Raw genomic sequence first — 14,054 nt, forward strand, 5'->3', positions numbered from 1 at the left:
AAATTAAAAAGGGACAGCCTGAGCTGTCCCTTTTCTGAATGTGGCTGAAGTTAGTCAGCACGCCCCATATAACGGCGTTCTTCGATATGGATACGAATTTTTTCGCCCGGGCTTAAGTATTCTGGTACCTGAATCACCAGGCCGGTGCTCAAGGTCGCCGGTTTGTTACGGGCACTGGCAGAAGCGCCTTTGATGCCAGGAGCGGTTTCAACGATTTCCAGATCAACGGTCTGCGGCAGTTCAAGCGCCAGCAGTTGACCGTCCCAGGTCAGAACCTGCATGTCTGGCATGCCGCCTTCCGGCATAAACAGCAGTTCTTCTTCAATCTGATCTTTGGTGAAGGTATACGGGGTATAGTCTTCTTTATCCATAAAGACATATTCGTTGCCATCGACGTAGGAGAAGTCAACGTAGCGGCGGGTCAGCGTCACGGTATCAACGATATCATCGCCTTTAAAGCGTTCTTCCACTTTCAGTCCGGTACGGACGTCTGAAAAACGCATTTTGTACAGCGTAGCGGCACCGCGGGCGGTAGGCGACTGAATATCAATGTCCTTAACCAGCAGCAGTTTGCCGTTGTAATTCAGTATCATACCTTTTTTAATTTCGTTCGCTCTTGGCATCGAAAAATTCCTGTTGTCGAAAATGTCAAAAATATCGCGACAAACTACTCGCGACGGGCCTTTCAGGCAAGTGGTATTCGCACTTTTGCTGGTGTCAAAAAGGTGGTAATGTGCGCGCTCCTCAATCCGGTGGTTAACCTTAAGAGAACAACGTATGGAATGCCGTCCGGGTTGCGGGGCGTGTTGCACCGCCCCCTCAATCTCCAGTCCTATTCCCGGTATGCCAGATGGCAAGCTCGCCAATACTAGGTGTGTCCAGCTATCGAATGAAAATCTTTGTATGATTTTTGGATCTGAGTTGAGGCCAGAAGTTTGCGGAAGTTTGCAACCGTCTAAGGAAATGTGCGGAGAAGACCGTGATGCAGCGCTGACTTTTCTGATTCAGCTTGAGGCTATGACTGCACCTTAAGCGCCAGTTATAGGGTAATGCAATGAAATATAGTCCTTTTTGTTATAAGAATCTCAATGTCAACATGATAAATGCTATATAAATTTTTTAAACATTTTCAGATAAATGCTGTAGCATGAACGCATTAGTTAAGACTTGAGATAAATCGTCATCAACTGAGTTGTAAAACTCGCGGAAAGCTTAACCGCTTTCTACCTATTTACCCCCACGCATGGCTCCTGACGCCTCCGGGCAGTACTGGCAGCATAGCATGATGGGTATTCGAACCCTCTGGGCGACAGAGGGTTCGTGGAGCGGGGAGCTAGTGCTGTTCAATCTCATCCTTATGAGGGCGAGCCTTTGGTGTTTCAGTGAACAAAAAGTTCACGCGCCATCGGACATAAGGAAAAAGTCGACATGAAAAAAGACAGCTTAACTAAAGAACAGCAGGCACAGAGCAAATCAACCTTGAAGAAGTGGTTGGTTACTGGATGGAAAGGTGTGAAACTCGCAATTCGCGTAGCTAACATCATATGTACAGTGATTAACTATTTTGAAGGGGGAGACGAGTAATGTGTCCTCCCTAGTTTCAAAACAATTAGGTATAAGTATGTTAAATAAAGCCTTGAAATTGATAAGACAATACCATCAGCAAACTGTTTTGGAACTTTCTCAGGCGATCTCTCTTCCAAAAGAAACTATCATACTATTGGAAAATGGTTCCGTAGCTCCTTCGTTAGATGTGCTCAATAAGTACTCAGAATATTTTGACATCCCAGTTAAATCATTACTTTTTTTCTCCGAGTCTCTGTATAAAAGTAATAAATTTTCAGAGCGGTTTAGACTGAATTGTGCGGGTAAAATTTTAAATGTAGTCGAATGGATTGCTAAAAAAAATGAAATCTAAACCCAAACTTAAAATCTCAACGCGAGATAAATCATACAATTTAATTGATTCCCCGCTATATAAACTGAAAAACAAAAAAAGACTGGCACAACTTTTAAATATAAACCTTTGTGATTTCCGCACGTTAACAAGCGATGATGAAAACTATTCTGTATTTGAGCAATTATCAAAAAAAGGAAAAGTGCGAAAAATACAAAAGCCAGTTCACAAACTGGATGTGGTGCACACGAGGATCGCTAGTCTTATATGCCGCATTCAGACTCCGTTGTATCTGCATTCTGGAAAAAAAACATGTTCCAATATTAGTAATGCTAGTGCGCATATAAATGAGTTAAATTTGCTTACGACAGATATTAAATCATTTTTCCCATCGACAACAAGGAATATGGTTTTTTCTTTCTTTTATTCAGTGATGAAAACTTCATCTGATATAGCTGATATTCTATCGCATATTTGCACTTGCCATGGGCATATACCTACAGGTAGTAGGATTAGTATGCCGTTGGCATTTTGGTCCAACATTAGAATGTTTACAGAGCTAGAAAATTTAAGCCTGTCATTAAATGTGACTATGACAGTCTATGTTGATGATATTACTTTTTCAGGTGAGAAAGTTAATCGACTATTTATGTCCTGTATGAGAAAAATTGTTGCTAAACATGGTCATCAGGTTCATCCAACAAAAACTAAACTTTATGGGGCAAAGCTTCCTAAATTGGTGACAGGAGTTATTGTGCACTCCAATGTCCTGAAAATTAGGAATGAACAACATCTGCTGCTCTCAAGAGAACTGGAACAATGGCGGATTATCAAAGATGAACCATATGCAATTAATGCTAATATAACAAGTAAACTTGTCGGAAGACTTTATTCCATGGGCGTTATAGAACAGCGATATAAAGAAAAAGTCAGAACAATAAAGAGTAATACTGCATTTTGAATAGCTGTTCAGTATGAATGCAGGGCATTGCGTCGACTGGCTAAAGTGATATCCTTGAGGGGGCTATGTCAGCCCCTTTATCTCAATATGCGATAATTAACTGGCTTTAGAGTACATCTCAAAGATGTTATCATAGTCTAAGTCAATACATGATGTATCCTGAATATCAGTGAAATCAACTGCTAGTTCTTCAACATCAAATCTCACACTGTATTTTGTCTTCTGTTCGATGTAATCGGTGAGTGCTTCTGTATCTACGGGTTTAAAGCATGTCACACCATCATGTTGAAGTAAAACAATATTATCCCCTAAATATCGAATCATGTTTTGAAGAATCCATGATTCTGCACCGTGAAGAATATGAGCTAAAAGTGTGGCTTTTTTGACGTTTTTCATCTCTTCTGTCTTCGTTTTAATGACCATTCCAGCATCATTTCTTATCTTAAAATTCCCCTTGGTTTTGGATGCGTAATCAGAAATGATAGAATCACGAATGCACTTTATTTCCTTTGACAGGCCATCAATCCAGCTTCCGGATAGTTCTAGTTCGTCTATCCTAACATTAATTTTTTTCAACGCTCCCCACGGAGTCAGATTAGAGCCGTAGATCAACGCTATGAGGATTTCTTTAGCCATATCTTCAGTGCAGTTAAAAAAAGTAGCAATAGTGCGACGTATTTTCTTTTTGCTGTGAACATATTCATCAATATACGGTGTAGGAACTCCTATTCGCTTACACATCTGGGCAAGCAGAGTATAATGACAGTTTTCAATATCAATATCGTAATGCCCAGTTAAAGCAGCCTGACGAATGATTCGGGAACAATTTTGCAGATTCCATGCGCCTTCAGCACAAAATCTGCCTCCTTTGGATTGATGGTAAGCAATAGGTAATCGGCCTGATTTACTGGAGCGTACTATAGCCATCATGTACTCAATCTGATTTATCAAAGATTCATTATTCCCTTTCCTACCTAATTCAACTGCTAAGCGTCTGAGTGAGAACTGATCTACAACGATTTCATTGGCGACACATAACTCAACTTTGCACTTTGCGCCATTTTCAAGTTGTGACCGGATCCCATTCCTAGGAGGGTTGTAAGGTTTGTCGTTTTTATCGACAAGACCGCTGTTTCTAGCAACGGTCTTGCAACTTTTTAGGAAAATACTCTTACCGATAGCAGTTGTTATATAACCATCAGACTGTAAGTATCCCGCATAATCGTGCCATTCATATTTAGAGATCATCCGGCATAATCAATCTGCCAACGATGGAGATCGCTATGCGTAAAGCCCGTTTTACTGAGCATCAGATCATCGCTGTGATTAAGTCAGTTGAAGCCGGACGAACCGTTAAAGATGTCTGCCGGGAGGCCGGTATCTCTGAAGCCACCTACTACAACTGGAAGTCCAGATACGGCGGCATGGAGGCTTCTGATATTAAAAAAATCAAGGATCTTGAGGACGAGAACCGCCGTCTCAAACAGATGTTTGCTGACCTGAGTCTGGAGAACCGGGCGCTGAAAGACGTTATCGAAAAAAAGCTTTAAAACCAGCCTTTAAGCGTGAGCTGGTCACTCATCTGATAACGACATTCGGACTCAGTATCCGTCAGGCCTGCCGGAGTCTGAACCTGAGCAGAACGGTTTACCATTACCGCCCGGATACCACGCGTGATGAACCCGTTATTGCTGCCCTGCAGGCTGCGGCTGAGCGATACCCGCGATACGGATTTCCGAAGCTTTTCCAGATTCTGCGACGGCAAGGATACTCGTGGAATCACAAAAGGCTCCACCGTATTTACTGTCTGCTGAAGCTGAATTTTCGCCGTAAGGGCAAACAACGACTGCCGGTACGCAATCCCTCACCACTGGCTACGCCAGAAGCGCTGAACCAGAGCTGGTCTGTCGATTTTATGCATGATGCGCTGGCCTGTGGCCGTCGTTTTCGCACGTTCAATGTCGTTGATGACTTTAATCGTGAGGCGTTATCGATTGAAATCGATCTGAATCTGCCAGCTCTGCGAGTGGTCCGTGTACTTGACAGGATCGCGGCAAACCGCGGTTATCCGGTCATGCTGCGCATGGATAATGGTCCGGAATTTATCTCTCTGGCGCTGGCTGAATGGGCAGAGATACACGCAGTAAAACTGGAGTTCATCCAGCCGGGTAAGCCGACGCAGAACGCTTTCATTGAGCGTTTTAACAGGACATACCGTACAGAAATACTCGATTTTTATCTGTTCAGAACGCTGAATGAAGTACGGGAAATTACGGAGAAATGGTTATCAGAATATAACTGTGAACGCCCGCATGAATCACTGAACAATATGACACCGGAGGAATACCGACTTCACCATTATTTGGCCGGGTTCTCAAAAAATGCATGGAACTAAAACGGGTCTATTTACAATGCGGTCAAGGTTTTCTACAACTAACCATGATCCTTTAGGAACCTTTTTTCCTATCTGAGAGATGAATTCTGAAAGCTTACCTTCATAAGCATTTTAACCTTTGAAGGCAGACATGCCGAGATCATGGTATGCGGTACTATCCAGCTCAAGATCATAGCGTTCAGCAATCTTTGCTGCGGTATCTTGCTGACGTTCAAGAGAGTTACCGTCACGTTGCTTCACTGAAGAAAAACGCACGTATGAGTACAATTTTGGTTTCAATCGATCACCTTAAGAAACGCATATGTTTTAAATGATATTAACATCAATGGTATATGTTTGAAGTTGTTTTTTTTATGATTTAATTAAAAATTAATTGGATGCTATTATTTGAGTTATTTCAAACTGACGAAGACCACTTTTAGAAAAATCAAAAGCGGTCTGAGGATTAAGGTGTTATTTAAACAGCATTTTGGACAAAAATACAAAAAGAGTTATTTGCTGATAAAGCTTTCATTAAAACAACTCTCCAATGATTAGGTCCATATAACTGTTCTTCTGTTAAAGTTAATTGATTTATAAAGTTTGTAACCTGATGTCCTCCGCACCTAAGGTGGCTCACGCATGTATTGAAAATTTCAGAAATTTCATCGTTTGCATATTCATTATATGAAGATATTAGCTTCAAGTTTTCATAATGAGATTCCAAAATTTGCCATGCTTGGTTGCTAAAATTCCTAGGTTTTATTATGGAAAAGTGAGCACTTACTGTGCTGGCTGCTGCATTTGTGTTGATAGTTACGTGTAGGAAAGTAGAGTTGGGAATGAGATCGTTATAGAAATATAAGAAAATCCTGTTATTAGCATTTTTCCAGTTGTTATTTTTGGTTTGATTGCATGTTCCACAACAAGGTATCAAGTTTAATGCGTGTACAGATAATTCAGGGAATTTAGTCTCAGGGAGATAATGATCGTATGTTTTAGGTATCGTTATGCCGCAATAAGGGCATCGTTTTAAAAATCTCTTTGGCTGTTTATTAGTAATGGCTTTAAAAATGTTTTTAACTTTAGCAGTTCTGCCAGTATAACAACTTAGTAGATCATCTTGATGTCTCAAAAGATTAGCATCTTCGGTCATGTTAAATAAAGTGTTATTGGCAACAGCTGACTCGAAGAGAGCATATCTAGCACTAATTTCTTGCTCTAGCCTTAGCAAGTTTGCTTTTGTTAAATTGGGATTCCCTTTGATTGTGTTAGATTTAGAATCAACAACATCTTTATGCCTCTGAATAAATGATGGTGTGTTAGAGGGAGGGATGAGATTTTTCATCACTTTTCTCCATACTGAGCTAATAAGTATGCTTTGGCATTGAATCCTAACCCTTCATCAAATAATTCATTAACTTCGTCAAAGCTCATTGTTTTAGATAAGCGTTTTAATATTTTCTTATAATGATTGGGTATTGCTACAGTATCGAATACATGTCTAGTTAACTCAGATATATTTTCTCCAAAGGTTTCACAATGCATTGGTGCTGAAATTGTACTATTTCCCTCTCGAGTGAGAAGAACAACTCTTTTGCTAGGTATTTCCTGAATGACAATAGGTGAGTGTGTTGCGATAATGGCAAATGAGTTATGCAAACTTAGCATTTTGTTTAGCACATTAAATAAGTGAGCCACTGCATTAGGATGTAGATGTGTTTCAGGCTCATCAAATAAAACCAGTGTATTCTCTTGAATTCTGGCAACTAAGGCTGTAACAAAATGCACTAAAATTGACTGACCTGAACTTAGCAAAGATAATGGATCACTATTATCTTCGCTCGAACCAACTTTGGATTCGAGATGGGCAATAAACTCCTCACTTGTATTATCTAAGATTTCAGACATGAAGGAGAACCATTCATCAGTTCTTCCAAGTTCAGTTATTTTTGAATGATTAGATATATAATTTTCTATAAGTGAGGATTTAGATAAGGAACCTTTATCATTTCTTATCCCACAGTATACATAGCTTGCCTGTGGGTTTTTGGGCCTGATGAATCTATCGAAAGCACTATAAGAAACTGTTATTACCCGGTTAAATATAGGTCGCCTACCTTCAAATTTATTGACTTTATCGTTAATAGTTTTTTGGGAAACTCTTCCTATTTGAACTAGATCCTTAGCTAAAGAACCCATTAATTGGGTTTTACCTACTGCATTACGACCAATGATACCGACAATTCTCCCTGGTAAAGGGTCTGATTCATCAAAGTCTACATTTATTGTAAATGAACTTTCTGCGCCATCAATGAAAGTAGTGTACTTGAATGAGAATTCTTCATTGTAACTTTCACCTAGTATAATTGCTTTACCAAACCGAAAGGAATTGAGAGCGCTATTTTCTCTAAATAGAGCATTTCTATATTCTGATTTGCTCTCAAAACTTTCAGATTTGTGTGGTTTCCATGATATATCATTTAAAGAATCTAAAACCTCCTTAGATTTAGAAAAGCCAACGGTTTGTAGTAGTTTTTTATAAAATTCAATAGTCTGACCAAGGCTGATGTAATTTTCATCCAAATCATCAAATTCGTTTGGTAATTTTGTATGGTTTTGATTTGTTTGTAGGATTTTTAATTTACCAATTTCCGTGCTTTCTGATTTACTTTCATGATAGCAAAGATGGAAAGTACAGACAGTTCCATAATCATCCCAGCTATCGGTTGAAATGCTGAATACCGGATAATTTCCAGCTGTTAATGATTTTTTATAAGCCTTTACCTTAAACATAAGCGCTCCATTTTTTATTAGAGGTCAAGTGAAAATGATTTTGCTCTTTATGCAAAGCTGAACTGAAAAATTCAGTGGCATTTACCATGATAAATTGTGTAGTTATCATTTTGCTGTGAAAATTTAAAAATAAAGCTGTAAGCTTTATTATTGTGTAGATAAAGTAACAACCATGTATAGGATATTGAAATTTGACATATGCTGCGATTTTTTTTGATTATCATATCCAAGCACCTATACCCTTCAGCGATTTACGTCAAATTTTATGGCCTTTGATGTTCGTTAATTAGCATACATAAAAGATAAATTATATGGGAAGTATGTGTATTACAAGTCTTTTAGAATGGATATCAGTTTTCTTTCTCTGAGAACGTAAAGATCAAATAACCACCACTATAGTATGAATAAAAAACATTTAGGAAAGCCCGCCAATACGCCCTGCATTCAGCTTGATGAACAGCAACGCTGTAAAATTTTCACATCTCCACTACGGCCGAAAGTTTGCGCAGGCTTGCAGGCCAGTGCTGAAATGTGCGGTAACACGCGTCAGCAGGCCATGACCTGGCTTATCGATATGGAAATGCTGACCGCGCCTTAAACATCTTTAATCCGCAGTAAGCAAAACAGAGTGGCGATAATCATCACCATCGCAAACCAGAACACCGCGTGATAATTCCAGATCTCGGCGACGATGCCCGCCACTGATCCTGCGATGATCCAGCCCACGCGCGACGTATTGGTATAGAGCGTAGTGGCTGAACCTGCCTGACCGGGCATCAGGTCCTGGAAATAGAGCATCCCGATGCCGCCCAGAATGCCAATAAAAATAGCATTCAGCAGCTGTAAGCCCAACAGAATGACAGGTGAATGCGCCATCAGCATTCCTGCGTAAAAACAGACGCCACCCACGGCGGCAACGCGCATTAAGAAGCGCTTACCCAGACGTTTGGCAAAATATCCGGCAATCAACATGGTCGGGATTTCCAGCCCGGCGGCGGTCCCCATCATCACACCGGCCAGTTTCTCGGGAAGATGCAGTTCGTTGATAATAAATAGCGGCATGTTGATGATGTACAGGCTGTTCGAGCCCCACATCAATGTACAAATGACAAACAGCAGCAGCGTATCGCGACGGTTACGGCGCGGCGCTTCAACCGTGCCGGTCGCCAGCGGAAGCTCTTTTTGCATCGACGGTAAAAACAACCACACCATCACGCCGCAGACAATAAACGCCACCGCCGCGCTGAGATACATTACCGTAAAGCTGAATCCCATCGCTAAGGCATACGCCAGCGGCGGGCCAATGACCCACGCTAACGATACCTGAGCGCGTAAAAAAGAGCTGAACATCACCGCTTCACGCCCGGTTTTGTCGGCATGTTCACGAGCAAGAGCAAACATTTGCGGGTTGGCGGTAGAACCAAAACTGCTTAAAAAAAACGCCGACGAATAACAAAACAAAGTAGTTGCGATTCCAGGCAAAAAGGGTACAGGCCAGCATGCCTAACAAGCAGCAAAAGACAATCAACGATTTACGATCGCCGCGTTTATCAGAGTGTCCGGCGAGAAACTGACTGACCAGAATTCCGATAACGGCGCTGCCGGTAAAGAAGAATCCCACCATCGCCGGGCGCGCGTGCACTTCATCAGTGAGGAAAATACTTAGCGTCGGGGTTTGCAGGGCGCCTGCAATACCGGTGAGAAAGGCAACAATTAAAAACGCCGCTGACGTCAGGTCAAACGATTTCGCGCTGGAAACTGCGGGGGAGTTATGCATGCTGGTCGATCAGTGAAAGATGAAGACGCGGAGTTTACGCTGCCTGTCAGAAAATAAACAGTCAGTGAAATCAAACTCGCCACGAATAATCAAAATGGCATTTCACTCTTGCTGATCCTCAGCTGACGCCGCCGAAATGCTAATGCTGATGGCTAATTTCACTGTCAGCATTTCAGATTTTTGGCAAAAAAATGTGCAGCACATCAAACTTTTGGACATAATTTAGCGGCTTCCCTTGCTTGCTGAAGAAGAAGTATTATTCTTTATTGAAACGTTTCAGCGCGATCTTGTCTTTAATCCTAAGCCAGGTTGGCGCTTTTTTTCTCATAGAAGCTGAATCGTTTCAATTCAGCAAGAGAGGAGAACTATGTTCCAGTTATCCGTACAGGACATCCATCCGGGCGAGAAGGCCGGAGACAAAGAAGAGGCTATTCGCAAGGTCGCCGCGGCGCTGGTGCAAGCCGGTAATGTAGCGGAAGGCTACGTCAATGGCATGCTGGCGCGTGAACAGCAAACCTCAACCTTTCTCGGCAATGGGATTGCTATTCCACACGGTACTACCGACACCCGCGATCAGGTGCTGAAAACCGGCGTTCAGGTATTTCAGTTCCCGGAAGGCATTACCTGGGGTGAAGGTCAAGTTGCGTACGTGGCTATCGGTATTGCCGCCAGCTCCGATGAACATCTGGGCTTGCTGCGCCAACTAACCCATGTACTGAGCGATGATTCCGTTGCTGAACAACTGAAGTCAGCAACAACAGCAGAAGAACTTCGCGCATTGCTGATGGGCGAAAAGCAGAGTGAGCAGCTGAAGCTTGATAACGAAATGCTGACACTGGATATCGTTGCCAGTGATTTGCTGACCCTGCAAGCGTTAAACGCCGCTCGTCTGAAAGAAGCGGGCGCAGTTGACGCTACCTTCGTCACCAAAGCCATCAACGAGCAGCCATTAAATCTCGGGCAAGGCATCTGGCTGAGCGATAGCGCCGAAGGTAATCTGCGTAGCGCGATTGCGGTAAGCCGTGCGGCAAATGCTTTTGATGTGGACGGCGAAACGGCTGCCATGCTGGTGAGTGTGGCGATGAATGACGATCAGCCCGTCGCGGTTCTTAAGCGTCTCGCCGATTTGCTGCTCGACAATAAAGCTGACCGCTTGCTGAAAGCAGATGCGGCAACGCTGCTGGCACTGCTGACCAGCGATGATGCGCCGACCGACGACGTGTTAAGCGCGGAGTTTGTGGTGCGCAATGAACACGGCCTGCATGCCCGTCCAGGCACCATGTTGGTCAATACCATTAAACAATTTAACAGTGATATTACCGTGACAAACCTTGATGGCACCGGCAAACCGGCAAACGGACGTAGTCTGATGAAAGTTGTAGCACTTGGCGTTAAGAAAGGTCATCGCCTACGCTTTACCGCCCAGGGACCAGATGCTGAACAGGCGCTGAACGCCATTGGCGACGCCATCGCCGCAGGTCTTGGGGAGGGCGCGTAATGAGCAGACGTGTTGCTACGATCACCCTTAATCCGGCTTATGACCTTGTTGGTTTCTGCCCGGAAATTGAACGCGGCGAAGTGAACCTGGTAAAAACCACCGGTCTGCATGCGGCGGGTAAAGGTATCAACGTTGCCAAAGTTCTGAAAGATCTGGGGATTGATGTCACTGTTGGCGGCTTCCTCGGTAAAGATAACCAGGATGGGTTTCAGCAATTGTTCAGCGAGCTGGGCATTGCCAACCGTTTCCAGGTTGTACAGGGGCGCACCCGTATTAATGTCAAGTTGACGGAAAAAGACGGCGAAGTGACCGACCTCAACTTCTCTGGTTTTGAAGTCACTCCAGCCGACTGGGAACGCTTTGTGACGGATTCTCTGAGCTGGCTTGGTCAGTTCGATATGGTCTGTGTCAGCGGCAGTTTACCATCAGGCGTCAGCCCGGAAGCCTTCACCGACTGGATGACTCGCCTGCGTAGTCAGTGTCCTTGCATTATCTTTGATAGTAGTCGTGAAGCGTTAGTGGCAGGTTTAAAAGCGGCACCGTGGCTGGTGAAACCTAACCGCCGCGAGCTGGAAATCTGGGCTGGCCGTAAACTGCCTGAAATGAAAGATGTGATTGAAGCTGCGCATGCGCTGCGTGAACAAGGTATCGCGCATGTTGTTATTTCACTGGGTGCCGAAGGCGCGCTTTGGGTTAATGCCTCCGGCGAATGGATCGCCAAACCACCGTCAGTCGATGTCGTAAGCACCGTTGGCGCAGGGGATTCTATGGTTGGTGGCCTGATTTATGGCTTGCTGATGCGTGAATCCAGTGAACACACTCTGCGTCTGGCGACAGCTGTTGCTGCCCTGGCGGTAAGTCAAAGCAATGTGGGTATTACCGATCGTCCGCAGTTGGCCGCAATGATGGCGCGCGTCGACTTACAACCTTTTAACTGACAGCAGGAGAGGCATAATGAAAACGCTGCTGATTATTGACGCTAATCTCGGTCAGGCACGCGCCTATATGGCGAAGACCCTGCTGGGCGCGGCGGCGCGAAAAGCAAAACTGGAAATCATCGACAATCCGAACGACGCCGAAATGGCGATTGTTCTCGGTGATTCCATCCCGAACGACAGCGCGCTGAACGGTAAAAATGTCTGGCTGGGTGATATTTCCCGGGCAGTTGCGCATCCTGAGCTGTTCCTGAGTGAAGCCAAAGGCCATGCGAAACCTTACACTGCGCCGGTCGCTGCGACAGCACCGGTTGCTGCCAGTGGTCCGAAACGCGTAGTTGCGGTGACTGCTTGCCCGACCGGCGTAGCACACACCTTTATGGCGGCGGAAGCCATTGAAACCGAAGCGAAAAAACGTGGCTGGTGGGTGAAAGTTGAAACTCGTGGCTCTGTAGGCGCGGGTAATGCCATCACCCCTGAAGAAGTGGCAGCGGCGGATCTGGTAATTGTGGCGGCAGATATTGAAGTCGATCTGGCGAAATTTGCTGGGAAACCGATGTATCGCACCTCTACCGGTCTGGCGCTGAAGAAAACCGCGCAGGAACTGGATAAAGCCGTTGCTGAAGCGACGCCTTACGAACCAGCAGGCAAAGCTCAAACGGCGGCGACTGAAGGCAAGAAAGAGAGTGCTGGCGCGTATCGTCACTTGCTGACGGGCGTTTCCTACATGTTGCCGATGGTGGTTGCTGGCGGTCTGTGTATCGCGCTTTCTTTTGCTTTTGGTATCGAAGCGTTTAAAGAGCCGGGTACGCTGGCCGCGGCGTTGATGCAGATTGGTGGCAGTTCAGCCTTTGCGCTGATGGTGCCGGTACTGGCAGGTTATATTGCCTTCTCTATTGCCGACCGTCCGGGCCTCACGCCTGGCCTGATTGGCGGTATGCTGGCGGTCAGCACAGGTTCTGGTTTCATTGGCGGTATTATTGCGGGCTTCCTGGCAGGTTACATCGCGAAGTTAATCAGTACTCAACTGAAACTGCCGCAGAGTATGGAGGCGCTGAAACCGATTTTGATCATTCCGCTGATTTCCAGTCTGGTTGTTGGTCTGGCGATGATCTACCTGATCGGTAAACCGGTTGCTGGCATCCTCGAAGCTCTGACTCACTGGCTGCAAACGATGGGGACTGCGAATGCGGTTCTGCTGGGTGCGATCCTTGGCGGCATGATGTGTACTGATATGGGCGGCCCGGTTAACAAAGCGGCATACGCGTTCGGTGTGGGTCTGCTGAGTACCCAAACCTATGGCCCAATGGCAGCGATTATGGCGGCAGGTATGGTGCCTCCTCTGGCAATGGGGCTGGCAACGATGGTGGCGCGTCGCAAATTCGACAAAGCGCAGCAGGAAGGCGGCAAAGCAGCTCTGGTACTGGGACTGTGCTTTATTTCGGAAGGTGCAATTCCGTTTGCTGCTCGTGATCCGATGCGCGTGCTGCCGTGCTGTATCGTTGGTGGGGCGCTGACTGGCGCAATCTCAATGGCGATTGGTGCGAAACTGATGGCACCGCACGGTGGTCTGTTTGTTCTGCTGATCCCGGGCGCAATTACGCCGGTACTGGGTTACCTGGTAGCAATTATTGCCGGTACGCTGGTGGCGGGTTTGGCCTATGCCTTCCTGAAACGTCCGGAAGTGGACGCGGTAGCGAAAGCCGCATAATAAAACGTGAACAACAGGGCAGAAATTTCCTGCCCTGTATCATTTGATGATCGCAAGGTGATTGACAAGTTACTGAAGGTAACTATATGAATTTATATGGTTTAT

13 protein-coding genes and 2 pseudogenes are annotated in these 14,054 nt (G+C 44.8%); 9 read left to right on the plus strand and 6 right to left on the minus strand.

What is annotated here, in order from left to right; all coding sequences use genetic code 11:
- Positions 1–50: 50 nt before the first annotated feature.
- Positions 51–623, minus strand: a complete 573-nt coding sequence (yeiP, locus tag AACU94_RS05445; protein ID WP_032256186.1) for an elongation factor P-like protein YeiP — start codon at positions 621–623, stop codon at positions 51–53.
- Between the two features lie 154 nt (positions 624–777).
- Between yeiP and AACU94_RS05450 the strand changes: the two genes are divergently transcribed.
- The 4 genes from AACU94_RS05450 (at position 778) to AACU94_RS05465 (ending at position 2,858) form a co-directional block, all read left to right on the plus strand.
- Entirely contained in the window at positions 778–1,032 is a 255-nt protein-coding gene (locus AACU94_RS05450; RefSeq protein WP_135489066.1) for a YkgJ family cysteine cluster protein, read from the plus strand.
- A gap of 396 nt (positions 1,033–1,428) precedes the next feature.
- A complete protein-coding gene (locus tag AACU94_RS05455; RefSeq protein WP_001461247.1) occupies positions 1,429–1,584 on the plus strand; it encodes a hypothetical protein in 156 nt (51 codons plus the stop codon).
- A gap of 37 nt (positions 1,585–1,621) precedes the next feature.
- Positions 1,622–1,918: a helix-turn-helix transcriptional regulator gene (locus AACU94_RS05460; protein ID WP_135489067.1), complete on the plus strand. Its 297-nt coding sequence runs from the start codon at positions 1,622–1,624 to the stop codon at positions 1,916–1,918.
- Positions 1,908–2,858 carry a reverse transcriptase family protein gene (locus AACU94_RS05465; RefSeq protein WP_001461245.1) on the plus strand — a complete coding sequence of 317 codons (951 nt, stop codon included), beginning with the start codon at positions 1,908–1,910 and terminating at the stop codon, positions 2,856–2,858. The genes AACU94_RS05460 and AACU94_RS05465 overlap by 11 nt, the downstream gene beginning before the upstream one ends.
- Positions 2,859–2,954: 96 nt before the next feature.
- On the opposite strand, the gene AACU94_RS05470 is transcribed toward AACU94_RS05465, so the two are convergent.
- On the minus strand, positions 2,955–4,106 hold the full coding sequence (locus tag AACU94_RS05470; RefSeq protein WP_240726438.1) for a hypothetical protein: 1,152 nt from the start codon (positions 4,104–4,106) through the stop codon (positions 2,955–2,957).
- A gap of 35 nt (positions 4,107–4,141) precedes the next feature.
- On the opposite strand from AACU94_RS05470, the gene AACU94_RS05475 reads away from it, so the two are divergent.
- A protein-coding gene (locus tag AACU94_RS05475; RefSeq protein ID WP_135489068.1) for an IS3 family transposase occupies positions 4,142–5,253 on the plus strand; the annotation gives its coding sequence in 2 pieces (ribosomal slippage) (positions 4,142–4,403 and positions 4,403–5,253; 1,113 coding nt in all).
- A 111-nt stretch (positions 5,254–5,364) separates the two neighbouring features.
- Here AACU94_RS05475 and AACU94_RS05480 read toward each other — a convergent pair.
- The 3 genes from AACU94_RS05480 to AACU94_RS05490 all read right to left on the minus strand — a co-directional run bounded on the left by AACU94_RS05480 (position 5,365) and on the right by AACU94_RS05490 (position 8,028).
- Positions 5,365–5,532: a recombinase family protein gene (locus AACU94_RS05480; protein ID WP_240726439.1), complete on the minus strand. Its 168-nt coding sequence runs from the start codon at positions 5,530–5,532 to the stop codon at positions 5,365–5,367.
- Between the two features lie 178 nt (positions 5,533–5,710).
- On the minus strand, positions 5,711–6,580 hold the full coding sequence (locus tag AACU94_RS05485; protein ID WP_001462626.1) for an HNH endonuclease: 870 nt from the start codon (positions 6,578–6,580) through the stop codon (positions 5,711–5,713).
- The gene (locus AACU94_RS05490; protein WP_135489069.1) at positions 6,580–8,028 is read right to left on the minus strand and encodes an AAA family ATPase; all 1,449 of its coding nucleotides are present in this window, start codon (positions 8,026–8,028) and stop codon (positions 6,580–6,582) included. Before AACU94_RS05490 ends, AACU94_RS05485 begins: the two co-directional genes overlap by 1 nt.
- A 418-nt stretch (positions 8,029–8,446) precedes the next feature.
- Here AACU94_RS05490 and AACU94_RS05495 point away from each other — a divergent pair.
- Positions 8,447–8,626 (plus strand): annotated as a pseudogene (locus tag AACU94_RS05495) (YkgJ family cysteine cluster protein); the annotation flags it as partial.
- On the opposite strand, the pseudogene setB reads toward AACU94_RS05495, so the two are convergent.
- Positions 8,623–9,805: pseudogene (gene setB, locus AACU94_RS05500) on the minus strand (sugar efflux transporter SetB). The pseudogenes AACU94_RS05495 and setB overlap by 4 nt on opposite strands.
- 367 nt (positions 9,806–10,172) lie before the next feature.
- On the opposite strand from setB, the gene fruB reads away from it, so the two are divergent.
- The 3 genes from fruB to fruA are packed head-to-tail and all read left to right on the plus strand — an operon-like array spanning position 10,173 to position 13,949.
- Entirely contained in the window at positions 10,173–11,303 is a 1,131-nt protein-coding gene (gene fruB / locus AACU94_RS05505) for a fused PTS fructose transporter subunit IIA/HPr protein (RefSeq protein WP_130217112.1), read from the plus strand.
- On the plus strand, positions 11,303–12,241 hold the full coding sequence (gene fruK / locus AACU94_RS05510) for a 1-phosphofructokinase (RefSeq protein WP_000091270.1): 939 nt from the start codon (positions 11,303–11,305) through the stop codon (positions 12,239–12,241). The genes fruB and fruK overlap by 1 nt, the downstream gene beginning before the upstream one ends.
- Positions 12,242–12,257: 16 nt before the next feature.
- Entirely contained in the window at positions 12,258–13,949 is a 1,692-nt protein-coding gene (gene fruA, locus AACU94_RS05515; protein ID WP_130221882.1) for a PTS fructose transporter subunit IIBC, read from the plus strand.
- Positions 13,950–14,054 lie beyond the last annotated feature (105 nt).

Source organism: Escherichia sp. E4702 (genome assembly GCF_963883545.1).
Lineage (GTDB): Bacteria > Pseudomonadota > Gammaproteobacteria > Enterobacterales > Enterobacteriaceae > Escherichia.